Origin of the sequence: Serratia sp. ME47 (assembly GCF_903970925.1) — a bacterium.
Lineage (GTDB): Bacteria > Pseudomonadota > Gammaproteobacteria > Enterobacterales > Enterobacteriaceae > Serratia > Serratia ureilytica.
The window spans coordinates 317,500-341,700 of the sequence record NZ_CAJCKE010000003.1 but is presented as its reverse complement, the minus strand read 5'-3'; the positions used below and the strand labels follow the sequence as shown (position 1 = coordinate 341,700).

16 protein-coding genes are annotated in these 24,201 nt (G+C 58.7%); 8 read left to right on the top strand and 8 right to left on the bottom strand.

Annotated features, from left to right (window positions below; genetic code table 11):
- Positions 1-19: 19 nt before the first annotated feature.
- From ssuD to ssuB, 3 genes are read left to right on the top strand one after another with little or no spacing between them, the layout of a single operon-like run.
- Positions 20-1,168: an FMNH2-dependent alkanesulfonate monooxygenase gene (ssuD, locus tag H7A77_RS05505; protein WP_016928301.1), complete on the top strand. Its 1,149-nt coding sequence runs from the start codon at positions 20-22 to the stop codon at positions 1,166-1,168.
- Between the two features lie 11 nt (positions 1,169-1,179).
- Positions 1,180-1,974 (top strand): aliphatic sulfonate ABC transporter permease SsuC, encoded by a 795-nt coding sequence (ssuC, locus tag H7A77_RS05500; protein WP_033650683.1) that lies wholly within the window; start codon positions 1,180-1,182, stop codon positions 1,972-1,974.
- The gene (gene ssuB, locus H7A77_RS05495) at positions 1,971-2,744 is read left to right on the top strand and encodes an aliphatic sulfonates ABC transporter ATP-binding protein (RefSeq protein ID WP_182073913.1); all 774 of its coding nucleotides are present in this window, start codon (positions 1,971-1,973) and stop codon (positions 2,742-2,744) included. Before ssuC ends, ssuB begins: the two co-directional genes overlap by 4 nt.
- Before the next feature lie 52 nt (positions 2,745-2,796).
- On the opposite strand, the gene pepN is transcribed toward ssuB, so the two are convergent.
- Complete coding sequence (pepN, locus tag H7A77_RS05490; protein WP_182073912.1) at positions 2,797-5,421, bottom strand: aminopeptidase N; 2,625 nt, start codon at positions 5,419-5,421, stop codon at positions 2,797-2,799.
- A 336-nt stretch (positions 5,422-5,757) separates the two neighbouring features.
- Here pepN and H7A77_RS05485 point away from each other — a divergent pair, with 336 nt between their 5' ends.
- From H7A77_RS05485 to H7A77_RS05465, 5 genes are all read left to right on the top strand, one after another.
- Positions 5,758-7,458, top strand: a complete 1,701-nt coding sequence (locus H7A77_RS05485) for a GGDEF domain-containing protein (protein ID WP_182073911.1) — start codon at positions 5,758-5,760, stop codon at positions 7,456-7,458.
- A gap of 255 nt (positions 7,459-7,713) precedes the next feature.
- The gene (gene pncB / locus H7A77_RS05480; RefSeq protein WP_182073910.1) at positions 7,714-8,919 is read left to right on the top strand and encodes a nicotinate phosphoribosyltransferase; all 1,206 of its coding nucleotides are present in this window, start codon (positions 7,714-7,716) and stop codon (positions 8,917-8,919) included.
- 217 nt (positions 8,920-9,136) lie between these two features.
- Complete coding sequence (gene asnS, locus H7A77_RS05475) at positions 9,137-10,537, top strand: asparagine--tRNA ligase (protein WP_033642576.1); 1,401 nt, start codon at positions 9,137-9,139, stop codon at positions 10,535-10,537.
- 301 nt (positions 10,538-10,838) lie between these two features.
- The gene (gene ompC / locus H7A77_RS05470; RefSeq protein ID WP_072627944.1) at positions 10,839-11,948 is read left to right on the top strand and encodes a porin OmpC; all 1,110 of its coding nucleotides are present in this window, start codon (positions 10,839-10,841) and stop codon (positions 11,946-11,948) included.
- 244 nt (positions 11,949-12,192) lie between these two features.
- Positions 12,193-13,383: an amino acid aminotransferase gene (locus tag H7A77_RS05465; RefSeq protein ID WP_033642574.1), complete on the top strand. Its 1,191-nt coding sequence runs from the start codon at positions 12,193-12,195 to the stop codon at positions 13,381-13,383.
- Positions 13,384-13,457: 74 nt separating this feature from the next.
- Here the strand turns inward: H7A77_RS05465 and H7A77_RS05460 are convergent, their stop codons facing one another.
- The 7 genes from H7A77_RS05460 to cmoM form a co-directional block, all read right to left on the bottom strand.
- Complete coding sequence (locus H7A77_RS05460; protein ID WP_108680401.1) at positions 13,458-14,105, bottom strand: MBL fold metallo-hydrolase; 648 nt, start codon at positions 14,103-14,105, stop codon at positions 13,458-13,460.
- Positions 14,106-14,169: 64 nt separating this feature from the next.
- On the bottom strand, positions 14,170-14,718 hold the full coding sequence (locus H7A77_RS05455) for a YcbK family protein (protein ID WP_004928217.1): 549 nt from the start codon (positions 14,716-14,718) through the stop codon (positions 14,170-14,172).
- Positions 14,719-14,898: 180 nt separating this feature from the next.
- Positions 14,899-16,707, bottom strand: coding sequence for a L,D-transpeptidase (gene ldtD, locus H7A77_RS05450; protein ID WP_071991639.1), 1,809 nt, complete (start codon positions 16,705-16,707; stop codon positions 14,899-14,901).
- Positions 16,708-16,928: 221 nt separating this feature from the next.
- Positions 16,929-21,377, bottom strand: coding sequence for a chromosome partition protein MukB (mukB, locus tag H7A77_RS05445; RefSeq protein ID WP_182073909.1), 4,449 nt, complete (start codon positions 21,375-21,377; stop codon positions 16,929-16,931).
- The gene (gene mukE, locus H7A77_RS05440) at positions 21,374-22,102 is read right to left on the bottom strand and encodes a chromosome partition protein MukE (protein ID WP_004928226.1); all 729 of its coding nucleotides are present in this window, start codon (positions 22,100-22,102) and stop codon (positions 21,374-21,376) included. The genes mukB and mukE overlap by 4 nt, the downstream gene beginning before the upstream one ends.
- Complete coding sequence (mukF, locus tag H7A77_RS05435) at positions 22,083-23,405, bottom strand: chromosome partition protein MukF (protein WP_004928228.1); 1,323 nt, start codon at positions 23,403-23,405, stop codon at positions 22,083-22,085. Before mukF ends, mukE begins: the two co-directional genes overlap by 20 nt.
- On the bottom strand, positions 23,402-24,187 hold the full coding sequence (cmoM, locus tag H7A77_RS05430) for a tRNA uridine 5-oxyacetic acid(34) methyltransferase CmoM (protein WP_033642570.1): 786 nt from the start codon (positions 24,185-24,187) through the stop codon (positions 23,402-23,404). The genes mukF and cmoM overlap by 4 nt, the downstream gene beginning before the upstream one ends.
- Between the last annotated feature and the right edge of the window lie 14 nt (positions 24,188-24,201).

The following is a 24,201-nucleotide window of genomic DNA, read 5'->3' as shown; positions in this document are numbered from 1 at the left end:
ATACGGGAGAGCATTGACGATGAGCCTGAACGTTTTCTGGTTTTTACCCACCCATGGCGACGGCCACTATCTTGGCAGCGCACAGGGCGCTCGCAGCGTCGATCACGGTTACTTGCAACAAATCGCCCAAGCGGCGGACCGGCTGGGATTCGGCGGCGTGCTGATCCCCACCGGTCGCTCTTGCGAAGACTCCTGGCTGGTGGCCGCCTCGCTGATCCCGGTCACCCAGCGGCTGAAATTTTTGGTCGCGCTGCGGCCGGGTATCATCTCCCCTACGCTGGCGGCGCGTCAGGCGGCGACGCTGGATCGCCTGTCCAACGGGCGCGCCCTGTTCAATCTGGTCACCGGCGGCGATCCGGAAGAGCTGGCGGCGGAGGGGTTGCATCTCAGTCATGAAGAGCGTTACGAAGCCTCGACCGAGTTCACTCATATCTGGCGCCGGGTGCTGGAAGGTGAAACCGTCGATTTCCACGGCAAGCATATTCAGGTGAAAGGCGCCAAACTGCTGTTCCCGCCGGTGCAGCAACCGCGCCCGCCGCTCTATTTCGGCGGATCCTCCGCCGCCGCGCAGGATCTGGCCGCCGAGCAGGTAGAAATGTACCTCACCTGGGGAGAGCCGCCGGCACAGGTCAAAGAGAAGATCGAAGAGGTGCGCGCCAAAGCGGCGGCGAAGGGCCGGCAGGTACGCTTCGGCATCCGTCTGCACGTCATCGTGCGGGAAACCACCGAAGAAGCCTGGCGCGCCGCCGATCGGCTGATCGCTCACCTCGATGAGGAAACCATCGCCAACGCGCAGCAGGCCTTTGCCCGCTTCGACTCCGTCGGCCAACGGCGCATGGCGGCGCTGCACGGCGGCAAGAAGGATAATCTGGAGATCAGCCCGAACCTGTGGGCCGGCATCGGCCTGGTGCGCGGCGGCGCCGGCACCGCGCTGGTGGGCGATGGCCCGACGGTCGCGGCGCGCATGCAGGAATACGCCGATCTGGGCATCGACACCTTTATTCTCTCCGGCTATCCGCATCTGGAAGAGGCCTACCGCGTCGGCGAACTGCTGTTTCCTCACCTCGATCTGGCGCAGGAGGAAACGCCCGCGCGCCTTCAACCGGTGCGCCCGCAGGGCGAAGTGGTGGCCAACATCTATGTTCCGCAAAAAGTGTCGCAGAGCTGAGGAGCGCCCCGATGGCAAAGAACGCGCAACGCATCCTGTACCGGCTGGCCCCTTGGGCGCTGCCGCTGGCGCTGGTGATCATCTGGCAAGTCGCCGTCGAAACCGGCTGGCTGTCCAACCGCATTTTGCCGGCGCCGAGTGCGGTGCTGGCCGCCTTCTGGCGCCTGAGCCAAAGCGGCGAACTGTGGCAGCACCTGAGCATCAGCAGCCAGCGCGCGTTGATCGGCTTTGGCATCGGCGGCAGCATCGGACTGATTCTCGGCTTTATTACCGGGCTGTCGCGCTGGGGTGAACGCCTGTTGGACAGTTCGGTGCAAATGATCCGCAACGTGCCGCACCTGGCGCTAATCCCACTGGTGATCCTGTGGTTCGGCATCGATGAATCCGCCAAGATCTTTCTGGTGGCGCTCGGCACGTTGTTCCCGATTTATCTCAATACCTATCACGGCATCAAAAACATCGATCGCGGCCTGCTGGAGATGGCGCGCAGCTACGGTCTGAGCGGTTTTCGCCTGTTCACGCAGGTGGTGCTGCCGGGCGCGTTGCCGTCGATTATGGTCGGCGTGCGTTTCGCCCTCGGGTTCATGTGGTTGACGCTGATCGTCGCCGAAACCATCTCGGCCAACTCCGGCATCGGTTATCTGGCGATGAACGCGCGTGAATTTCTGCAAACCGACGTGGTGGTGGTGGCGATCGTGCTGTACGCCCTGCTCGGCAAGCTGGCGGACGTGGGCGCACAACTGCTGGAACGCGTCTGGCTGCGCTGGCATCCGGCCTATCAACTGAAACAGGGAGAAGCGCTATGACCCTTCCCGCTCGCCTTGCGCAAGGCACGCCGGTGACGCTGGAGTCCATCGGCAAACGTTACGGCAACCGCACCGTGCTGGATAACATTCAACTGCGCATCTCCGCCGGGCAGTTCGTGGCGGTGGTCGGCCGCAGCGGCTGCGGCAAGAGCACCCTGCTGCGTCTGTTGGCCGGCCTGGAACAGGCCAGCAGCGGCGCGCTGCTCAGCGGCAATGCGCCGCTTGCCGCCGCCAAAGAGGATACCCGGCTGATGTTTCAGGATGCGCGCCTGTTGCCGTGGAAAACGGTGATCGACAACGTGGGTCTGGGGCTGCGCGGCCAGTGGCGCGACGCGGCGCTGCAGGCGCTGGCCGCGGTCGGTTTGGCGGATCGCGCCCGCGACTGGCCGGCGGCGCTGTCCGGCGGACAAAAGCAGCGGGTCGCCCTGGCGCGCGCGTTGATCCACCGCCCCCGCCTGCTGCTGCTGGACGAACCGCTCGGGGCGCTGGATGCCCTGACGCGCATCGAGATGCAAGGGCTGATAGAATCGCTGTGGCAACAGCACGGTTTTACCGTACTGCTGGTGACGCACGACGTCAGCGAAGCCATCGCGCTGGCGGATCGGGTGATCCTGATTGAAGAGGGCCACATCGGACTGGATCTGAGCATCGATCTGCCGCGGCCACGCCGTAAGGGTTCAGCCAGGCTGGCGGAACTGGAAGCTGAAGTGCTGGAGCGGGTGTTATCGCCGCCGGTCACCGCGGCCAGCCCACGCCAGGCGGCGAATTGAACGAAAAAAGGGACGGCGCAGGCCGTCCCTTTGGGTATTCACGGTGAAAAGATTAGGCGTCGAGCGCCTTGCTGATCTTCTCGTACAGATCGCCGGACAGGTTTTCCAACCCTTTCAGCTGTTCCAACGCTTTGCGCATCAGCGCCTGGCGACCGGCGTCGTAACGCTTCAGGCGAATCAGCGGTTCGATCAGGCGCGCGGCGATCTGCGGGTTGCGTTGGTTGAGATCGCTGAGGATCTCCACCAGGAATTGATAACCGCTGCCATCCGCCGCATGGAACGCCGCCGGGTTGCCGGAAGCGAAGCCGCCGATCAGCGAGCGGGTGCGGTTCGGGTTGCTCAGGCTGAACGAGCGGTGTTGCAGCAGCGCACGCACCTTGCTCAACACATCCGCCGACGGGCTGCTCCCCTGCAGCACGAACCATTTGTCCATCACCAGGCCATCCTGATGCCGATGCCAGCGCTCGTCGAACGCCGCCAACAGCGCATCGCGACACGGCAACTGGGCCGCAACCGCAGCGGACAGCGCCGCCAGCGAGTCGGTCATGTTATCCGCCTGGCGATACTGTTCGCTCACCAGTTGGTCCGCCAGCGCCGCATCTTCGCCGAACGCCAGATAACCCAGGCACACATTGCGCAAGGCGCGCTTGGCGATGTCGGCGTGCTCCACGCGGTAGCCGTCGGTCTTGTTGGCGTGATACACCGCCAGCCACTCATCGGCCAACTCCCGCGCCAGGCAGCGAACGATCGCTTCGTGCACCGCGGCGATCGCTTCCGGATCGATGGTGGCGAACAGTTCAGCGATTTCGTTCTCCGACGGCAGCGTCAGGATCTGCGCCGCCAGCGCCGGATCCAGCGTCTCGTTCAGCAACACCGCACGGAACGCGTCGGCCACGTGCAGCGGCAGCGACAACGGCTGCTTCTGCTGGTGCCGCGCCACGTTCAGTTTGATGTAGGTCGCGAGCAGGCTCTGCGCCGCATCCCAACGCGCAAACTCATTGCGCGCGTGCTGCATCAGGAAGGTCAGTTGCTGATCGCTGTACGGATAATCCAGTTTCACCGGCGCAGAGAATTCACGCAGCAGCGACGGCACCGGCTTGTGCGCCACGCCGTCGAACACGAAGGTCTGCTCCGCTTCGGTGACGTTCAGCACGTTGTTGACCGGCAGGCCACCCTTCTGCAGCGCGATGACGTTGCCTTCGCTGTCGTACAGCTCGATATCCAGCGGGATATGCAGCGGCAACTTCTCAGGCTGATCGGCGGTCGGCGCGGTTTTCTGGCTGACATGCAGGCGATATTGCTGAGTTTCCGCATCGTACTCGTCGCGCACCGTCAACAGCGGCGTGCCGGACTGACTATACCAACGGCGGAAGCGCGACAGATCCACGTTGGACGCGTCCTCCATCGCCTGTACGAAGTCATCGCAGGTGGCGGCGCTGCCGTCGTGGCGTTCGAAATAGAGCTGCATCCCTTTCTGGAAGTTCTCTTCCCCCAGCAGGGTGTGCATCATGCGGATCACTTCAGAACCTTTCTCATACACCGTCAGGGTGTAAAAGTTGTTCATCTCGATGACTTTATCCGGACGAATGGCATGCGCCATCGGGCTGGCGTCTTCGGCGAACTGCGCGCCGCGCATCACGCGCACGTTATCGATACGGTTGACCGAACGCGAGCCCAGATCGGAACTGAACTCTTGATCGCGGAACACCGTCAGCCCCTCTTTCAGGCTGAGCTGGAACCAGTCGCGGCAGGTGACGCGGTTGCCGGTCCAGTTGTGGAAGTATTCGTGGCCAATCACTGCTTCGATGTTCAGGTAATCTTTGTCGGTGGCGGTTTCCGCCTTCGCCAACACGTATTTGGAGTTAAAGATATTTAACCCTTTGTTCTCCATCGCGCCCATATTGAAGAAATCGACCGCCACGATCATATAAATGTCGAGATCGTATTCCAGACCGAAGCGGGTCTCGTCCCACTTCATCGAGTTTTTCAACGAGGTCATCGCCCAGTCGGCGCGATCCAGGTTGCCGCGATCGACAAACAGCTCCAGCGCGACCTTACGGCCGGAACGGGTGGTGAAGCTGTCGCGCAGCACGTCGAAGTCCCCCGCCACCAACGCGAACAGGTAGCAAGGTTTCGGGAACGGATCCTGCCATTGCACCCAGTGGCGACCATCGGCCAATTCACCCTGGCCAATACGGTTGCCGTTCGACAGCAGGAACGGATAGCGCGCCTTGTCGGCCACGATGCGGGTGGTAAAGCGCGCCAGCACGTCCGGGCGATCCTGGTAATAGGTAATATGATGGAAGCCTTCGGCTTCGCATTGCGTGCACAGCGCATCGCCGGACAGATACAGCCCTTCCAGCGCGGTGTTTTTCGCCGGGTGAATATCGTTGACGATGGTCAGAGTGAATTGTGCCGGCAACGCTTCGACGATCAGCTGGTTATCCTGCTGACGATAGGCGCTCCACGGTTGACCGTCGACCTGAATGCTCACCAGCGTCAGATCCTCGCCATCCAGCACCAGCGGTGCGCCGGCCGCGCCTTGACGTTTGATTTTACTGACGGCGGTCACGCGCGTGGTTTCCGCGTCCAGACTGAAGTCCAAATCGATGTCGGTCGTGGTGTAATCGGGCGCGCGATAATCGTGGCGATATTTTGCCTGTGGCTGTTGTGTCATAAAAACCCTTAAACGTCTCAGTGAGTTATAGGTGCCAGGTCGCTCTTCTCCTCCGCGCCGTCGCTGGAGATTTCCCCTGCGGCGCTCGGCGAACCTGATTGTGAATAAACTGTATCACAGCTGGCTGAAAAGCCCAGATCCGCCGGGCAAGCGCGATAAAGAAATCAGAGGCAAATCATAGTTCACCCACCAGATGGCAGCGCGGGTGACCAATGGATAAATAAAAATCAGCATTTAATGCTAAAAAACCGCCTTCGCGGCGCTCCGGCATTGTTGAGGCGGCACAGGCGGCATGATGGTATAATTGCCGAATCAGGCTCAGGGATGACTCGCACTATGAAAATCAAATACGCTATCTATTTTTTCACCCTGTGCCTGATGACCTCCTTCTCGCTGTTCATCGTCGAGGAACTGCTCGAAGCCCATACCGAGTACCGCGATAACCAGCTCAACCTGTATAAGATCGATCGCGCCAAAGAAATCTCCGAGGCCTTTCAGGCTTCGCTGCTGGCTCACCGTCTCAAACGCTTGAGCCTGATCGATCCGCAAATCACTCGCGCGCAGTGTCTGGCCGCCGATCGGGTGGCGCGCGAGAAAATCGCCCGGATCCGCGAGCATCTGAACGACACGGTCGCCAGGGAGCTGGGTGTGCGGCAAAAAATCGCCGCGCTGTCGATGATTGGCCTGATGGAACAGTTGCTGGATAACGACAACCTGCAGCTTTCGCAGGTCAACAACGCCAACGCCAACCTGTTCAACATCAACAGCGCCTATTACATCTCGCAAACCAGCAAGAGCTATTACCGCTACACCTACGATACTCGAATGGTGGATACCGACTCCTTTATGTTTCTCGAGGCCATTCGCCTCAACAACCGGCTGAATATGTCGCTGACGGAGTTAAGCGATCAGATTATCGACGTCAACGTCAGCCCGCTCGATCGCAAAGACGCCTATCTGAAGTCCATTCAGTTGACCGGCGTCCTGAACGCGCTGAGCACCCGGTTGATCTTCATGAAGCTCAACTACGACGACGTGCAAACCACCAGCATCGTCAATCAGTTGCTCACCCAGGTGTCTACCGAACGCCTCAAGCAGATTACCGATGGACTATACACCGCCATCAATACCCAAAAGCCCTACCCCGCCGCGCTGATCTCACGCTATGTCGACGAGTTGAGCGGGCTTTCTCAGACGCTGTATCAACGCAGTTTCGAGCTGGAAACCGTCGCTTCGCGTCACAAGATTTATGACAGCCAGACCACCATTTACGGCATGATCGCGCTCGCCGGTCTGGGAGTGCTGCTGTTCATTTTGCCGGCGCTGGTGTTCTGCACCAACATCAACCGCTGGTTGACCAAAACCCACAACAATATCGTGCGGCTGTCGCGCGGCGAGATGAATATCGATCGCAACGACGCCTTCTACAGCCGGGAACTGATCGCCATCAGCGACGCCATTCAACAGCTCAGACAATATCAGTTGGACAAGGTCTCGCTGGAAAGCGAGAAACAGCTGCTGATTAAAGAACTTGAGGCCTCTTCCTTCCTCGATCCGCTCACCAACATTTATAACCGCCGTAAATTCTTCCTCGAATGCCAGCTATTGGGCGACGGTAGCTACCCGCAGGCCTTTTGCCTGATCGATATCGATAACTTCAAACAGCTCAACGACAGCTACGGCCACGACGTGGGGGACCGGGCGCTGGTGGAATTCGGCCATCTGTTGCAACGCGCGTTTCGCGCCAGCGACATCTTCTGCCGCTACGGTGGCGAAGAGTTCGCGGTGCTGCTGGGCAACTGTTCGTTGGACAACGCGCGGGACATCATGGAGCAATTGCGCGCCCGCACCCATCGCCTGACGCTGAATCTGGCCGACGGGCGGCAAGTGCGTTTCACCACCAGCTGCGGCATTGCGCCGGTCAACGCGTTCACTGCGCTGCAGGCGGCGATCAAACAGGCGGACGAAGCGCTCTATTTTTGCAAAAAGAACGGCAAGGATCGGGTCAGCGTGCACACCCAGGCCGGGTTTATCTGATTTGTTGTTTAAAATAATTAACATTATAATTTTTATGACTAATTAGGCTAAGTCATTCACCTTACAGGCATATCTGGCTTTTTTCCCCCGCCGCCGTCGCCAGCCCGCCATAAAGGCACGTTTAATCCTCGACCCGCTTCGGTGATTTATGGTGTGATGCAGCTTCAATAACAGGATAATCCGGGTATACTCCACCCCCACTTTTATGATTATCCGGATTTGGACACGCGCCTGACGAGGATGCTGTAACGCGCTATGACTCAATACGCTTCCCCGATTTTGACATCACTGCTTGATACCGATGCTTACAAGCTTCATATGCAGCAAGCAGTGTTCCATCGCTATCCCGCGATCAGCGTGGCGGCGGAATTCCGCTGCCGCGGCGACGAACTGCTGGGCGAATATGCCGACGAGATCCGCGCGCAGGTCGCCCTGATGAGCCAGCTGGCGCTGACCGACGCAGAATTCGCTTACCTTTCGGGCCTGCCCTTCTTCCGTCAAGATTACCTGAGCTGGCTGCGCACGTTCCGATACGATCCGCAGCAGGTGACCATCGACAACCGCGACGGCAAGCTGCAAATCCGCATCGCCGGGCCGTGGCGTGAAGTGATCATGTGGGAAGTGCCGCTGCTGGCGGTGATCAGCGAAGTGGTGCACCGTCGGCGTTCTCCGCTGGAGACGCCGGAACAGGCGGTAGCCCACCTGCAAACCAAGTTGGCGCAGTTCAAGATGCTGGCGGGCGATTTGGATCTTTCACGCTTCAAGCTGATGGACTTCGGCACCCGTCGCCGTTTCTCCCAGGGCGTACAACAGGCCATCGTCAGCACCTTGCAGGCCGAATTCCCGTACCTGTCGGGCACCAGCAATTACGATCTGGCGCATCAGCTCGGCCTGGCGCCGGTCGGCACGCAGGCGCATGAATGGTTCCAGGCGCATCAGCAGATAAGCCCGGTGCTGGCCAACAGCCAGCGCGCCGCATTGCAGGCCTGGCTGGATGAATACCCCGATCAGCTTGGCATCGCGCTCACCGACTGCATTACCATGGATGCTTTCCTGCGCGACTTCGGCCCGCAGTTCGCCGAGCGTTATCAGGGGCTGCGCCACGATTCGGGCGATCCCGTCGAGTGGGGCGAGAAAGCCATTGCCCACTATCAGAAACTGGGCATCGATCCGATGAGCAAAACGCTGGTGTTCTCGGACAACCTGGATCTGGAAAAAGCGCTGGCGCTCTATCGCCACTTCTATCAGCGCATCAATCTCAGCTTCGGTATCGGCACGCGCCTGACCTGTGATATTCCGGGCGTTAAACCGTTGAATATCGTGATCAAGCTGGTCGAATGCAAAGGCAAACCGGTGGCTAAGCTCTCCGACAGCCCCGGCAAGACCATCTGCCAGGACCAGGCATTCGTGCGGGCCTTGCGCAAGGCCTTCGATCTGCCGCTGGTGAAGAAAGCCAGCTGAACCTTCTCTATATAGAGAGAAAGAAAGCCGGCCCGGTTTACGCGCCGGCTTTTTTGTTTTTATCCCGAACGCCCTCTTTTCAGTCAGCCGCGATAAATGTTGCGCCAATCCGATGATTTCTGCTTGTGCTCTGCACCGCGGCAAGTAACATAGCCATTGCCCCCATATTCTTGGGTTGTAAGCTATTTCTAAACCAAATTATTAAAGAGAGAAATCTATGAGCGTAGTGCCTGTAGTCGACGTACTGCAAGGTCGTGCTGCGGTTGACAGTGAAGTCACCGTACGCGGCTGGGTACGTACCCGGAGAGATTCAAAAGCTGGTATCTCCTTCCTGGCCGTCTATGACGGTTCCTGCTTTGATCCGTTACAGGCCGTCGTTAATAATTCTCTGCCGAATTATCAGGATGAAGTGCTGCATCTGACCACCGGTTGTTCGGTTGAAGTCACCGGCAAAGTCGTCGCTTCACCGGGCGAAGGCCAGAGCTTCGAACTGCAGGCTACCGCAATCAAAGTGGTCGGCTGGGTCGACGATCCGGACACTTACCCGATGGCGGCCAAGCGCCACAGCATCGAATACCTGCGCGAAGTGGCTCACCTGCGCCCGCGCACCAACCTGATCGGCGCCGTGGCGCGCGTACGTCATACTCTGGCGCAGGCGATCCACCGCTTCTTCCATGAAAATGGGTATTTCTGGGTCTCTACTCCGCTGATCACTGCCTCCGATACCGAAGGCGCCGGCGAGATGTTCCGCGTGTCCACGCTGGATCTGGAAAACCTGCCGCGCACCGACAAAGGCACCGTCGATTTCAGCGAAGACTTCTTCGGTAAGGAAGCCTTCCTCACCGTTTCCGGCCAGCTGAACGGCGAAACCTACGCTTGCGCGCTGTCGAAGGTTTACACCTTCGGCCCAACCTTCCGCGCCGAAAACTCCAACACCAGCCGCCACCTGGCGGAGTTCTGGATGATCGAACCGGAAGTGGCCTTCGCTACGCTGGACGACGTCGCCGGCCTCGCCGAAAGCATGCTGAAGTATGTGTTCCAGGCGGTGCTGGATGAACGTGCCGACGATCTGAAATTCTTCGCCGAGCGCGTGGATAAAGACGCTATCGCTCGTCTGGAGCGCTTCGTGTCTTCCGATTTCGCCCAGGTGGATTACACCGACGCCATTGAGATCCTGCTGGCCTCGGGCCAAACCTTCGAAAACCCGGTTTCCTGGGGCATCGATCTCTCTTCCGAGCATGAACGTTACCTGGCGGAGAAACACTTCCAGGCGCCGGTGGTGGTGAAAAACTACCCGAAAGACATCAAAGCGTTCTACATGCGCATGAACGAAGACGGCAAGACCGTCGCGGCCATGGACGTGCTGGCGCCGGGCATCGGCGAAATCATCGGTGGCTCGCAGCGTGAAGAACGCCTCGACGTGCTCGATCAGCGTCTGGAAGAGATGGGGCTGAATAAAGAAGACTACTGGTGGTATCGCGATCTGCGCCGCTACGGCACCGTGCCGCATTCCGGTTTCGGCCTAGGCTTTGAACGTTTAATCGCCTATGTCACCGGCGTGCAAAACGTGCGCGATGTGATTCCATTCCCGCGCACGCCGCGTAACGCAAGCTTCTAATTTATACGATCACACGTTTTTTAAACGATTTCGTTACAAAACAAAGGCCAGCATCGCTGGCCTTTCGCATTTTTTAATATTGACGCACGTCACAAAGTTCCCGAAAAATTACATTTAGTTACACATACTTTCCTTTTGCAACCTGATTGGGACATTGGTATCATTTTCGTCCTAGATTAACCCGCCTGTGAATGGAACACTGCGTTCAGACACAGGACGACACCAATCTATCAACAATAGTTCCCAAAGAATTATTGGCGGCAGTGGCAAAGGTGTCCGAATAACACCAATGAGGGTAATAATGATGAAGCGCAACATTCTTGCAGTGGTAATCCCGGCTCTGTTGGCTGCTGGTGCAGCAAACGCAGCTGAAATCTACAACAAAGACGGCAACAAGCTGGATCTGTACGGCAAAGTTGACGGTCTGCACTACTTCTCCAAAGACAAAGGTAATGACGGCGATCAGACCTATGTTCGTTTCGGCTTCAAAGGTGAAACCCAGATTACTGACCAACTGACCGGTTACGGCCAGTGGGAATACAACGTTCAGTCCAACCACTCCGAATCTCAGGGCACCGAAGGCACCAAAACCCGTCTGGGCTTCGCCGGTCTGAAATTCGCTGACTACGGCTCCTTCGACTACGGCCGTAACTACGGCGTACTGTACGACGTGGAAGGCTGGACCGATATGCTGCCAGAGTTCGGTGGCGATACTTACACCAACTCCGACAACTTCATGACCGGCCGTACCAACGGCGTTGCGACCTATCGTAACAACAACTTCTTCGGTCTGGTTGACGGTCTGAACTTCGCTCTGCAATACCAGGGCAAAAACCAGAACGACAGCCGTGCTCTGAAAAAACAGAACGGCGATGGTTTCGGTATCTCCTCTACTTATGACATCGGCGAAGGCGTAAGCTTCGGCGCTGCCTATGCGTCATCCAGCCGCACCAATGATCAGAAAGATTTGTCTACTGCTGATGGCAAGAAAGCTGACGCATGGACCGTGGGCGCGAAATACGACGCCAACAACGTCTACCTGGCGGCGATGTATGCAGAAACTCGCAACATGACCCCATACGGCGAGTCTGACTTGACTATCGCTAACAAAACTCAGAACTTCGAAGTGACCGCTCAGTACCAGTTCGACTTCGGTCTGCGCCCAGAAGTGTCTTACCTGCAGTCTAAAGGTAAGGACCTGGCTGGCCGCACCGCGCACAACGCTCGCTTCAACGGCGGCGACGCTGACCTGGTTAAATATGTTTCTGTTGGTACCACCTACTACTTCAACAAAAACATGTCCACCTACGTTGATTACAAAATCAACCTGCTGGATGACAACGACTTCACCAAAGCTAACGGCATCGCAACTGACGATATCGTAGGCGTTGGTCTGGTATACCAGTTCTAAGTTGTCTCGCTTATCGGCGGTTCACCGTCGGCTAAGTTAAAAAACAGGGCTTCGGCCCTGTTTTTGTTTGTATCAGCCGGTAACTTTTTATCCTGCCGATTCCCCCTTCCCCATCATTTTTTCTGTCGAATCCTTCACGTTCATAAGATCGCGGTGTTTTTATCGCAAACGGTTGGCAAAGCCGATAACTGGCGCTACCCTGATGCTTCTGTCTGCTTAACTCCGAGATTTGGAAGCACCTGACATGTTTGAAAAAATCACCGCCGCACCCGCCGACCCGATCCTGGGCCTGACCGACATTTTCCGCGCCGACGCCCGCCCGAATAAAATCAATTTAGGCATTGGCGTTTATAAAGACGAAACCGGTAAAACCCCGGTGCTGACCAGCGTAAAGAAAGCTGAACAGTATCTGTTGGAAAATGAGACCACCAAAAACTATCTCGGCATTGAGGGCATCCCGGCGTTCGCCAGCTGCACGCAAGAGCTGCTGTTCGGTAAAGAGAGCCCGATCGTCGCCGATCGCCGCGCGCGCACCGCACAGACGCCTGGCGGCACCGGCGGCCTGCGCGTGGCGGCAGACTTTATCGCCAACCAGACCAGCGCCAAACGCATCTGGATCAGCAACCCAAGCTGGCCGAACCACAAGAACGTCTTTAGCGCCGTGGGCCTGGAAGTGCTGGAATACGCCTACTATGACGCCGCCAACCACGCGTTGGATTTTGACGGCCTGCTGAACAGCCTGAAACAGGCGCAGGCCGGCGATGTCGTGCTGTTCCACGGCTGCTGCCATAACCCGACCGGTATCGATCCAACGCCGGAACAGTGGGCGCAGCTGGCTGAACTTTCCGTCGCCAACGGGTGGTTGCCGCTGTTCGACTTCGCTTATCAGGGCTTCGCCAACGGCCTGGAAGAAGATGCGCAGGGCCTGCGTATTTTCGCCGCCAAACATAAAGAACTGATCGTCGCCAGTTCCTATTCGAAAAACTTCGGTCTGTACAATGAGCGCGTCGGCGCTTGCACTATTGTAGCCGCCGATGCCGAAACCGCCGATCGCGCCTTCAGCCAGGTGAAAGCGGCCATTCGCGCCAACTACTCCAACCCGCCGTCACACGGCGCTGCCGTTGTCGCCACCATTCTGGGCAACGATGCGCTGCGCGCGATGTGGGAACAAGAGCTGACCGATATGCGCCAACGCATTCACCGCATGCGTCAGCTGTTTGTGAACACCCTGCAGGAGAAAGGCGCGCAGCAGGACTTCAGCTTCATCATCCAGCAGAACGGCATGTTCTCGTTCAGCGGCCTGACCAAAGAGCAGGTGCTGCGTCTGCGTGAAGAGTTTGGCGTTTACGCTGTGAACTCGGGCCGGGTGAACGTGGCGGGCATGACGCCGGACAATATGGCGCCGCTGTGTGAAGCCATCGTCGCCGTGCTCTAAGCGCGTCGGCGAAAGCCACCAGTTTGAAGGGGCGCGCTATGCGCCCCTTGATTATTTCTGCCGGGAAATGATCGTTACCACACCGCCGGCTCTTCGCGCAGGAACGGGTTGGTCTGGCGCTCGTGACCGAAGGTCGACATTGGACCGTGGCCGGGAATAAAGCGCATGTCGTCGCCTAACGGCAACAGCTTGGTGCGAATAGAGGCGATCAGCGCCTGATGGTCACCGCGCGGGAAGTCGCTGCGCCCCACGCCGCCGTTAAACAGCACGTCACCCACCAGCGCCAAACGCGCCTGCTCATTGATAAAGACGATGTGGCCCGGTGTGTGCCCAGGACAATGCAACACCTTGAGCTTTATCTCGCCCACCTGCATCTCATCGCCTTCCGACAACCAACGGGTCGGGGTCAGCGGCGCACACTCTTCCAGCCCGAACATCCGGCTCTGCGCCGGCAAACCATCCAGCCAAAAAGCGTCCTCTTTATCCGGGCCGTAAATCGGCACCTGATAATGTTCCGCCAGCTCCGCCGCCGCGCCGACGTGATCCAAATGGCCGTGCGTCAGCAAAATCTGCGTGATTGTCACACCCTGCTTCGCCACTTCCGCTTTGATTTTTTCCGCTTCGCCGCCGGGATCGACCAACGCCGCCTGCTGCGTGTTTTCACACCAGATCAGGCTGCAATTCTGGCTAAAAGCGGTAACGGGAATAAGATGGTATTTCATAAGGCTCCAACGACAATAACGCCGCCTCCGCAAGGAGCGGCGTTATTCACTGAGGGCACCGCGATTACCAGCTCCGAACCGGGCCGGTATCGATGTGCACGAAGTTGCTACGTGGGTAATATCCTACACCACCAGCGCGCATTTTTAACGCCGCTTTACGGATATTACTCAATTGGATACCTTCAATATGGAAATCCATCGCCTGGCCCTTGGTATGGTAGCTGTGCTTGGCCACACCACGGCTGTGCGCGCGCAATTCGTTGTTGGTATCTACGGAACGGTAACCGGAGATCAGCTGCACCGGCTTGCTGGTACCCAGCAGCCCCTGCAGGCGATAGAGGTGATCAAACAAACTGGGATCGATCGATTTAACCTTGTTGGCGCGATAATCGCGGAACAGATGATTTAGCCGAACCAACTCTTCTTTATTGTAGCCTTTGCCGTCAAAGAACTCGGCTTTAATAGATTCACCGGTATTCAGGTTATTCAACACTAAAATACGCGGTCGAGCGGTGGAAAGACTGGCAAACGCCTGCCCTGGAAGCAGCGCTATGCCCATAGCTGCGCCGCCTAGCGCCAGCCATTTACGGCGATGATGATCAATTTTGTCCATGACTCTGTTAAACCCGGCAAGAATGTCAAAATAAATGCACAAAGCAGCGCACTGTCCGAACCATAACCGCCTGCGTATGCTGAGTCAACCCGCGATACGCCTAGGTTTACAGGCCCCCAGGTAAGAGGGCCTGCGGTATAGCCAAACATTCTGACCGTTATTTATTTATAATTACTGCATTTACTGCATTAATTTTTTGGCCTGAGCCAAAATTTGTGCGCCCGATCTCACCGTATTATCATAATTGTAAATATCTGTACGGAATTGCGGTTGGCCGTCATCCGAAACCCAGGCGGTCAGATAATACAGTTTTACGGGAATACGCTGGCGAATATTCACATAAGTGGTATTCCCTTCTTTCAGCGTGGAGGAAACGCGGCTATTGTTCCAGCCGGCATCCTGCAGCAGCATATTCGCCAAATCGGAAGCCTTGTTCACCCGCACGCAGCCGGAGCTAAGCGCGCGAATGTCTTTCTGGAACAGGCTGTGGTTCGGGGTATCGTGCAGGTAGATCGCGTCCGAACTCGGCATATTGAACTTGAAACGCCCCAGCGAGTTGGTGGCGCCCGGCGCCTGGCGCACGCGATACGGGAAGTTGCGCGCAGAGACCATGCTCCAGTCGATCATCGCCGGGTTGATCACCTCCGCATCGTTGCTCCAGCCCGACAGCACGGTATAGCCGTGTTTCTGGAAATAGTTACCGTCGCGCATCGCCTTCGGCACGATATCCTCACGCACCAGCGTAGTCGGTACGTTCCAAGGCGGGTTGACCACCACGTTGTTCAACGCGCTGCTCATCAGCGGTGTCTTGCGGCTCGGTCGCCCGACGATAACGCGGGAGGACAGCACTTCGTTGCCGTTCTGGTAGTAGGTCAGCGAGTAGTTGGGAATATTCACCATAATGCCGGTGCCGACATGCCCCGGTAAAATTCGCAGACGTTGGATATTCAGCGCCAGCAGCGCGGCGCGGGTTTTCGGTGACACGTTGAGCCACTCGCGAGTGCGCACGCCGATCACGCCGTCCGCCGTCAGCCCCTGCCATTTCTGGAAACGTTTGACGCCCTCCACCAGCTCGTTGGTATAGAGGTTGTCGCTCACCACGCTGCCGACCTGCGGCGGCGTCTGTTCAGCGGTCAACTCCGTCACCGGCGCCGCCGACGGACTGACCGTCACACGCCCCTTCTCTTCGTCTACCGTCAGCCCGCCGTCATCAGGCTCATTGCTCTTCGCCGAGACGACCGCCGGCTCCGGCTCGGCCTCCGGCGCCGAAGCGGCCAGCATGCCAGTGCGCGTCAGGATTTCACGCAGCGCAGGAATATCGTTGCTCATTTGTCCTGGGCGCAGGCTCGGGCCGCTGCCCACCTGCGGCCAGGGGCGGTTATCCGCCAACATATCGCGCAGCGCCTGATGCATCTTGGCGTATTGCGGGTGCTGCGGCGCGAGCGAATTCACATAGCTCAGCGTGCGCGCCTGACGCACCGCCAGCTGCCATTGGTTGATCACCGCAGTGGGCGGCAAGCCAAGCTTGTAGGGAATATTGCTGTACAGCCAACTGGTGCCGTTGGCGCCGATAGCGGACACGAACTGCAAATAGCCCAACATCGCATCGGACAGCACCACATCGCGGCCTACGTCATTGAGCGCCGGATTGGTCAACATCTTCACCCATTGGGTGAACTGCGGCTGCACGCCGGACATCGCCAGCTCGGCCAGCTGCTGTTGAAACTGCTGAACGGCCTCGCGATCCTGCCACATCGGCTGCATATGATTCGCCGCATACAGCGGCGCCAGCGTGGAAAGGTAGTGCAGATCCATGCCGCGCGGCAACGCGGCCAGCAGTTCAGAACGGCTCTGCGCAACGGACATGCCTGCTGATGCCACCGGTAACGCCGTTACGGTGGCCAATGCGGAAAACGACGACACAAGACTACAGGCGATAGCGCCACTCAGCGCCAAACGTCGTAGAGAGTTTCCCTTTTTAAGCAACATCCCTTGCCCCCTGTATGCTCACAAAAAAAACGTCAAAAAACTGCATATAGCTTCAGTATACAAACAGAAAGGCCGTTTCGCCCTGCGGACGTCGAATTACTGTTTATCTGATTAAACTAACCGCTTTTCAACGGATAAAAAAGCAGGACTATCATCCACGCGCACAAAAAAATAGCCACCCTGCGGCGGCTATTTTCAGATTTTTAGGGCGTTTTTCTGCGTTACGGCGTTTCGACCGGCGCAGTACCCAGCGCCGGCGGCTCGCTGGCGAAACCGCGCAGCCCCACAACGTGCACATGCTCGTGGTTCTGGAACACCTTACGCACCAGTTTATAGGTGGTGCCCTTCTCAGGACTGATGTTTTCCGGCGCCGCGATGATCAGCTGCATCTCAAGACGGTCACACAACTCGAACAGCGTGGCGATCGATTTGGCATCCAGACGCGCCGCTTCATCGAGGAACAGCAAGCGACATGGCGAGATATCTTTACCGCGCAGGCGGCGGGATTCTTCTTCCCAGCTCTGCACCACCATCACCAGAATTGACATCCCGGTACCGATGGCTTCACCGGTAGACAAGGCGCCGCTTTCCGCACGCAGCCAGCCGTCGGAGCCACGGTACACTTCCACTTCCATCTCCAGGTAGTTGCGGTAGTCCAGCAACTCCTCACCGATGGTTTGCGGCGTGCGCTGCCCCATATCGATCTGCGGATTCAGACGCTGATACAGCTTGGCCAACGCTTCGGAGAAGGTCAGGCGGTTGCTGTTGAACAGATCCTGATGCTGTTCCTGCTGCTCGGAGAGCACGTCCAGCAGGGTGGCGTGCGCTTCGCGCACGTTGACGTTCAGACGGACGCTCTTCACCTGACCGAAAGCAACGGCCTGCAATCCCTGGTTCAGCATGCGAATGCGGTTCTGCTCGCGCTGAATGGTTTTGCGAATGATGTTGGCCACGCTTTTCGAACTGATCGCCAGCTTCTGCTCGCGCGCGGTCAGTTCTTCGGTCAGACGGCCCAGCTCAATCTCCATCTGCTCGATGGCCTCGACCGGATCATCGGTACGGATGATGTCCTGGCGGATACGTTCGCGCAGGTGTTGGTACACCGCAATATAGAACTGAATCTTACGCTCCGGCCGCTTCGGATCTTCCGACAGACGCAGCACGTCGCGCAGGTGTTCGTTGTCCGCCACCGCCAGACGCAGCGCGCCGAGCGCCTTATCCGACATCGAGCGCAGCTCGTCGCCATCCATATACGCCAGCTCGCGGCGATGCAGGCGGCGTTCCATGCCGTTGTCTTTCACCAGACGCATCACCGCGCACCAGCCCGCCTTGGCGGTCACCACCTGCTCGCGCAGCTGATGGTAGTCGCGTTCCAGCTTGCGCAGTTTCTTCTGCAGGCCATCCATTTCGGCTTCGCAGAAGGTCAGCTGTTTCTCCAACTGATTGCGGCGAGCGCGGTTGTTGCTCAGCGCCGCATGCAGCTCGTCGCGGCGCTGACGCGCGCGCGCTTCCGCGTTGGCGTCGGCCTGCACGCCGATATCCACCAGCTCCTGGCTCAGCTCTTTCAACATGTCGCGCTTGGCGTCATACGAGCTTTTCAGCGAGGCCAGCACCTGGCTGTATTGGGTGAACTGGGTTTGATATTGACGCAGCTGCTCACGGGCGCGGGCGCGTTCGGCTTCCGCCTGTTCCAGACGCTGGCGCAGCTTGTCGTTGAGATCGTTGTTGGCATTCTGCATGCCGGCGGAGTCGGTATAGCTGAAGTGCGCGCGACGCTGCACCACCTCTGTCAACGCGAACGCCTGCTGTTTGGCCTGACGCTGCACGCTTTGCGCCTGCGCGTAGTCCTGCTGCAGCTGTTCATGCTGCTGCGGATCGCTCTGCAGCACCGACAGCAGCGGCTCCAGTTTGGTCAGCGACACCCCGTGCTGTTGAATGTGGCGCGCGGCGTCCTGCGCTTCTTCCAGCTCTTCACGGATCTCGTCGACGCGATCCTGCAGCGTTTCATCGTTCAGCAACGACACCAGCGGCATCAGGCGGTTGAGCGCGGAAATGCCCTCTTTGGCCTGATCGTACTGCTGGCGCTGCTGCTGATTCTGCGCTTCGTGATTGTTCAGCGCACGTTCGATCTCGCCGCGACGGGCGTTCAGATTGCGGATCTCCGCTTCCGGGTCAGCGTCGAACGCCACCGCCAGATGGGTGCCGATAAAGCGGCTGAAGGCCTGATGCGAACGCTGGGTTTTCTGCACGTCGAACGACAGCGTGGCATAGCGCTCCGCCAGCGTTTCACGCTCGGCATGCAGCACTTCCAGGCGGTTTTCACGCGCCGCGCGGCCGAACAACGGCACTTCCGGGTAACGGGAATAACGCCACTGGCGATCGGCGATCTTCACCACCACCGCTTTGTCCTGCTCTTCGACGGCGAATACGCTGTCATCGAACGACTGCGGATCCCCTTCGATCAGGTAAAGATCTTCCGGGCAATCTTCCAGCCCTTCCAGCATCTCGCGCACCAGCGACAGATCCGGCACCACGATGGCGTGGCGCGAAGGGCCGTACAGCGCCGAGAAGTAAGGCGCGTCGTCGATGGTGACATCATCGTAAATTTCCGACAGCAACACGCCGCCGAAACGTTCGGCCAAGGTGACCAAGCGTTGATCTTCCGCGCCGCCCGGCTGGCTGAGACGTTCGATCTGCGCTTCCACTTCGCGCTTGCGGGCCGCCACCTCGTCGCGCTCGACGGTGGTTTCACGCTCACGCTCCAGCAGCTGCTGCATGTATTCGGTCACCTGCTGGCTGTTTTCCAGCGGCTCTCCGCTCTGCTCGCTGAGCTGGCTCAGGGCGTCCTGCGCCGCCAGCCACACCGGTGCGCGCGCCGTCAGCTCACGGATGCGCTGCTGGATCTGCTCCAGCTCCTGGCGCATCTCCATGCGGCGTTCACCGGCTTCGCTGACGTTCTGCGACAGCGCTTCCAGGCGCTCTTCCAGCTCCTGCTGCAGCATGTCGAGATCGTCCGGCTGGTACTCCTGACCATGGCGTTTGCAAAATTCTTGCAGCAGCCGCTCGGCGTCCTGCTGCGAGCGCAGGCGCTGTTCCAGTTCGCTCAGGCGCAAACGCAGCGGCTGAACGCGCTCGGCGAGGTGTTGCTGCGAAGGCCAGTCGCGCAGCAATTCGCGCGCACACTGCCAGGCTTCGCTGCGGCTGACCTGGCCGGCGATTTTACCCACCAGCTGATAGGCCTGCTCGAACTGGCCGTGCGCGGCGTCGGCCACGCTCAGCTTCTGCTCCAGCATCAGCAGCGCTTCGGTCGCCTCCTGCTCACGAGCCTGGAAGGTGTCCAGCCACTGTTCGGCGTTGTCGGCGGTCAGGTCCGGCAGTTGGCACAGCGCGCGCGCGCGCTCCAACGCCTGCAGCGCCTGTTGGTACTGAATGGCGCGGGTCTGCTGCACGTCAAGCGCCTGCTGGTAGTCGGCCAGCTGGCTCTTCAGCTCATCCACTTCCAGCTCGGCCGCTTCGGCGCGCGCTTCGTTCTCGGCCTGCTGCTCGCTCGCCTCGGCCACCACTTCGTTCTGCTCTTCCAGACGGTAGGTCAGCTCTTCCAGATCGGCTTCATAGCGTTCGATCTTCTCCTGCTGACGCATCGCCGTCTGCACCAGGTTCAGGTGGTCGCTGGCAGCCTGGTAATCGGTTTCCAGATCGGATTCGGCGCCGCTCTGCTCGCTCAGCTCACGCGCCATTTCCACATGGCGATACTGTTCGGCGGCCAGCTGCTTGCGGCTGCCCAACAGATCGCTGCGCAGCGCCAGCGCGCCGTCCAGGTGGATGCGGCGTTCGTTGGCGTGTCGCATATAATCCGCCGCCACATAAGAGGTGGCCTCGGAGATCAAATGCTTGAACAGGTCGCGATCCGACTGGGTAACGCGGATCGCTTCCAGCGTCATGCGGTTTTCGCGCAGCGCCGCTTCCATGTCCTGGAACGCCTTGCGCACGCCGCTGTTTTCCGGCAACAGGTAGTCGCGCAGCGAGCGGGTGATGGCGCTGGAGATGCCGCCGTACAGCGACGCTTCAATCAGACGATAGAATTTGCTGCGATCGGCGGACGAACGCAGGCGTTTCGGGATCACGCCCAGATCGAACATCAGCGAGTGGTAATCGGTGATCGAGTTGAACTGCTTGAACTGCACGCCTTCCATCTCTTCCACGCGCTCTTTCAACTCTTGCAGCGACAGCACGCGCGCCTGGCGCTCACCCACGGTCTGGGTCAGCAATTCAGTCGGCTGTACCGCGGTCGGCAGGCCCTGGATGGTGAAAGGTTTGATATCGACCTTGCGATCGCGTCCCGCCACCTGCTGCAGACGCACGCCAACCACCACGCGCTGGTGGCGCGAGTTGACGACGTCGAGGGTGGAGTAACATACGCCGGCGCGCAGCTTGCCGTGCAGGCCCTTGTCGCGCGAACCGCTGGTGGCGCCCGCTTCGGTGGTGTTACGGAAGTGCAGCAGCGTCAGATCGGGGATCAGTGCGGTGACGAAGGCCGCCATGGTGGTGGATTTCCCCGCCCCGTTCCCGCCGGACAGCGTGGTCACCAGCTCATCGAGATCAAAGGTGCGGGCAAAGAAGCCGTTCCAGTTAACCAGCGTCAGCGAGCGAAATTTACCGCGTTCAATCATTCCTGTTCATCCTCTGCACCGTCAGGAGCGTTATCAACCTGCTGATCCTCAGCGTCATTCTCATCGTTAAGCGACAGGCTGGTTTCAACCGGCATCGCCTCGCCGTCGCGAATCATGCGCAGCTGCGCTTCACGCGGATCGTCGCCGCTGCGCACGTCGGCGCCGAAGCGGAACACCGCCTCGGTAATGCGGAACTTGCTGCTGTCATTGCCCATGAAATAGACCATGCCGAGGCGGCGCAGGCGGTTGAGCGAGGTGCGCACCTTCTCGTGCAGCTTCTGCCGATCGAGATCCGAACCGGTAGAGCGCTGGTTGACGAACTTGAGCAGCTTGTTCTCATCCGCCAGGCTCAGCAGTTCATCGTACAGCTCCTGATGGCTGAAAATGCCTTCGTGCGCCAGGCGCTCGGGGCTGAGATACAGGTAACACAAGATCTTGCCGACCATCATATCCAGCTCGGACAGCACCGAACGCGGGATCAGCGTGGTGGAGCGCGGGCGCAAATAGAAGAAACCTTCCGGCGCCCGAATCAGCTCGACGCTGTAACGGTTGTAAAACTCTTCCAGCTCATCCTGGAAATCCATTAAAAAGGCGTGGTTGTCCAGCTCATCGATACCGATGTGACGACCCGCGCGCAGTTGGCTGTCCAGCGCCGGGAACAGCGAGTTGGACAACGCTTTGGCCAGCTTGACTGGCATTACTTGTTCAATATTTGTCGATGACATGGGCCTGGACCTTGGCTCCGTAATCATTGATTGCCTGCCATTCCGCCGGCAACCCTGAGAAATCTGCTTCAGCCACACCGAGGCGCACTGCCTGGTCGACCACTAAACGTGCCACGTCGAAATGACGCGCACGCGGATATTGCGCCAGGTAATCGCGCATCACCGCTGCAAGGTTGAGCGGCATCTGCTGTTCCTGGTACACCTTCAACGCCTCTTCGATCATCGCCGCCAGCTGTTCGCGAATCTCGCTGAACTCTTCGAACTCCAGATCCGGCGGCAGTTCCCCGGTCACTTCCTCGCTGCGCAACGCCAGTTCTTCGTCGCGCATGTCCAGCAAACGATCGGCATTGGCATGGGTCAGCGCCCACGGGTGGTCGAAATAGGTTTGCACCGACTGGCGCAGGCGTTGGGCGAACACGCGGTTTTTATCCATATCGATAGCGGTACGGATAAATTTGTGTACGTGGCGATCGTAGCCGATCCACAGGTCGATCGCCTGTTGACCCCAGCTGATGATGCGATCCAGCTTGCTCTGCAGATCGAACACCAGCTTGTCGACGAAGCCCAGCTCCACGTTGCCGAGGGTCGCGTCCTGGATGCGCAGCAGGTTGGCCTGCAGCTTATCGCCCGCCGCATCCAGCGTATCCTGCAGTTCGCGCAGGGTGCCTGAGGTTTCCGACAGCAGCATTTCGCAGCTGGAGATCGCCGCCCGCCAGTCTTTGCTCAGCAGCGCCGCGATGTCATTTTTCACGCTCTGCTGCTGCTCGTCCATCACGCGTTGCGTCATGTCGATGCTGTCGAAGATTTCCGCCACCGAATATTTCAACGGCGCGAACACGTTGCGGTGCCAATGGAAATCGTCGCCGCCCTCGTCGGCGGCATCGGCGGCGCGCTTCAGTTCCTGCGCCACGATCGACAGCTGCATCGACAGACGCAGCGTGGAGAATTCGCGTTGGCGAATATAGTAATCGGTAATGCCAATACCCAGCGGCGTCAGGCGGTAAATCGCGTTACCGTCCGCCAGTTCGCTGGTAAAGCGGTTCAACAGGCGCTGGCGCACCATGTCGTTGATCGCATTGTTGGCGCGCATCGCCACCGTTTCATGCGTCTGTTCAAAACCCTTGCTGACATGGCGAAATGCATCAACCAGCTCACCTTCGCTCATCTCGCCGTCCAGCCGTTCGCCATTCAGGGTGGCGATAGCGAGCAGAAATGCGAGACGCTCCGTAGGGAGCGAAATAGAGAAATCATTTTTCCGTGCCCAGGCGACCAGTTCGGGTACTGTCTGGGAAAATTCACTCATAGTTCGTCCTTCAGGTTTGGTTTATGCGCCATGACGTGAATATAGCGCCCCAAACTCACGTACGGCTCCTGCCGGCAATAGTGCTGTTCAAGCGCCAGTAACTCTTCAAATTTTTGGGTTTGCAGCTGTCTGCTCTGCAGATAGTCGTGGAACACCCGCACGCCGGTTTTGCCGCTGATGCGCATGCCCAACTGTTCCAGCCAGCCGTAGACCAATAGCGGATCGTGCGGATATTGCGGCGACAGCGAACGCTTGCGGCGCCGTCTGACCTCGGGATCCACCAATTGGAAGTTACCCAACACCACGTTACGCATCAAGAGACCGTTGGCGTTGAAGAACATCAGCGACAGCGCCCCGCCCGGCGTCAGACAATCGCACAACGCCTGCAGCGCCGCCACGGGTTCAGCGATCCATTCAAGCACTGCATGAAACAATATCAGATCAACCGGCTGTTCCAAATGTTGAGCGATATCCTGCGCAGAACTTTGTACGAATTGCATGTTCTGGCTCACACCTTTCTGCTCCGCCAGCTGCGCGGCGCGCTGGATCATCTCACCAGAAAGATCGCACAACAACACCTGATGTCCTAATTCTGCCAGTTGGCAAGCCATATGGCCTTCACCGCCCCCGGCATCGAGGATGCGCAGCGGCCGCTGCGGCAACTGGGCCAGCAGCCCGGTCAGATCCTGCCAAACCACCGCCTGGCGGATTTTTCCTTTCGTGGTGCCGTAAATATTACGCGCAAATTTTTCAGCAATATCGTCAAAATTACGATCCTGCATGGACAACGGCTCCG

What these genes read in the sequence shown, in the direction of transcription:
- H7A77_RS05460 (WP_108680401.1), bottom strand. Translation starts at nt 14,105, where the DNA reads ATGAAATACCATCTTATTCCCGTTACCGCTTTTAGCCAGAATTGCAGC.
- ldtD (WP_071991639.1), bottom strand. Translation starts at nt 16,707, where the DNA reads ATGTTGCTTAAAAAGGGAAACTCTCTACGACGTTTGGCGCTGAGTGGC.
- mukB (WP_182073909.1), bottom strand. Translation starts at nt 21,377, where the DNA reads ATGATTGAACGCGGTAAATTTCGCTCGCTGACGCTGGTTAACTGGAAC.
- pepN (WP_182073912.1), bottom strand. Translation starts at nt 5,421, where the DNA reads ATGACACAACAGCCACAGGCAAAATATCGCCACGATTATCGCGCGCCC.
- mukF (WP_004928228.1), bottom strand. Translation starts at nt 23,405, where the DNA reads ATGAGTGAATTTTCCCAGACAGTACCCGAACTGGTCGCCTGGGCACGG.
- ssuD (WP_016928301.1), top strand. Translation starts at nt 20, where the DNA reads ATGAGCCTGAACGTTTTCTGGTTTTTACCCACCCATGGCGACGGCCAC.
- asnS (WP_033642576.1), top strand. Translation starts at nt 9,137, where the DNA reads ATGAGCGTAGTGCCTGTAGTCGACGTACTGCAAGGTCGTGCTGCGGTT.
- mukE (WP_004928226.1), bottom strand. Translation starts at nt 22,102, where the DNA reads ATGTCATCGACAAATATTGAACAAGTAATGCCAGTCAAGCTGGCCAAA.
- H7A77_RS05465 (WP_033642574.1), top strand. Translation starts at nt 12,193, where the DNA reads ATGTTTGAAAAAATCACCGCCGCACCCGCCGACCCGATCCTGGGCCTG.
- H7A77_RS05485 (WP_182073911.1), top strand. Translation starts at nt 5,758, where the DNA reads ATGAAAATCAAATACGCTATCTATTTTTTCACCCTGTGCCTGATGACC.
- ssuC (WP_033650683.1), top strand. Translation starts at nt 1,180, where the DNA reads ATGGCAAAGAACGCGCAACGCATCCTGTACCGGCTGGCCCCTTGGGCG.
- ssuB (WP_182073913.1), top strand. Translation starts at nt 1,971, where the DNA reads ATGACCCTTCCCGCTCGCCTTGCGCAAGGCACGCCGGTGACGCTGGAG.
- pncB (WP_182073910.1), top strand. Translation starts at nt 7,714, where the DNA reads ATGACTCAATACGCTTCCCCGATTTTGACATCACTGCTTGATACCGAT.
- cmoM (WP_033642570.1), bottom strand. Translation starts at nt 24,187, where the DNA reads ATGCAGGATCGTAATTTTGACGATATTGCTGAAAAATTTGCGCGTAAT.
- H7A77_RS05455 (WP_004928217.1), bottom strand. Translation starts at nt 14,718, where the DNA reads ATGGACAAAATTGATCATCATCGCCGTAAATGGCTGGCGCTAGGCGGC.
- ompC (WP_072627944.1), top strand. Translation starts at nt 10,839, where the DNA reads ATGATGAAGCGCAACATTCTTGCAGTGGTAATCCCGGCTCTGTTGGCT.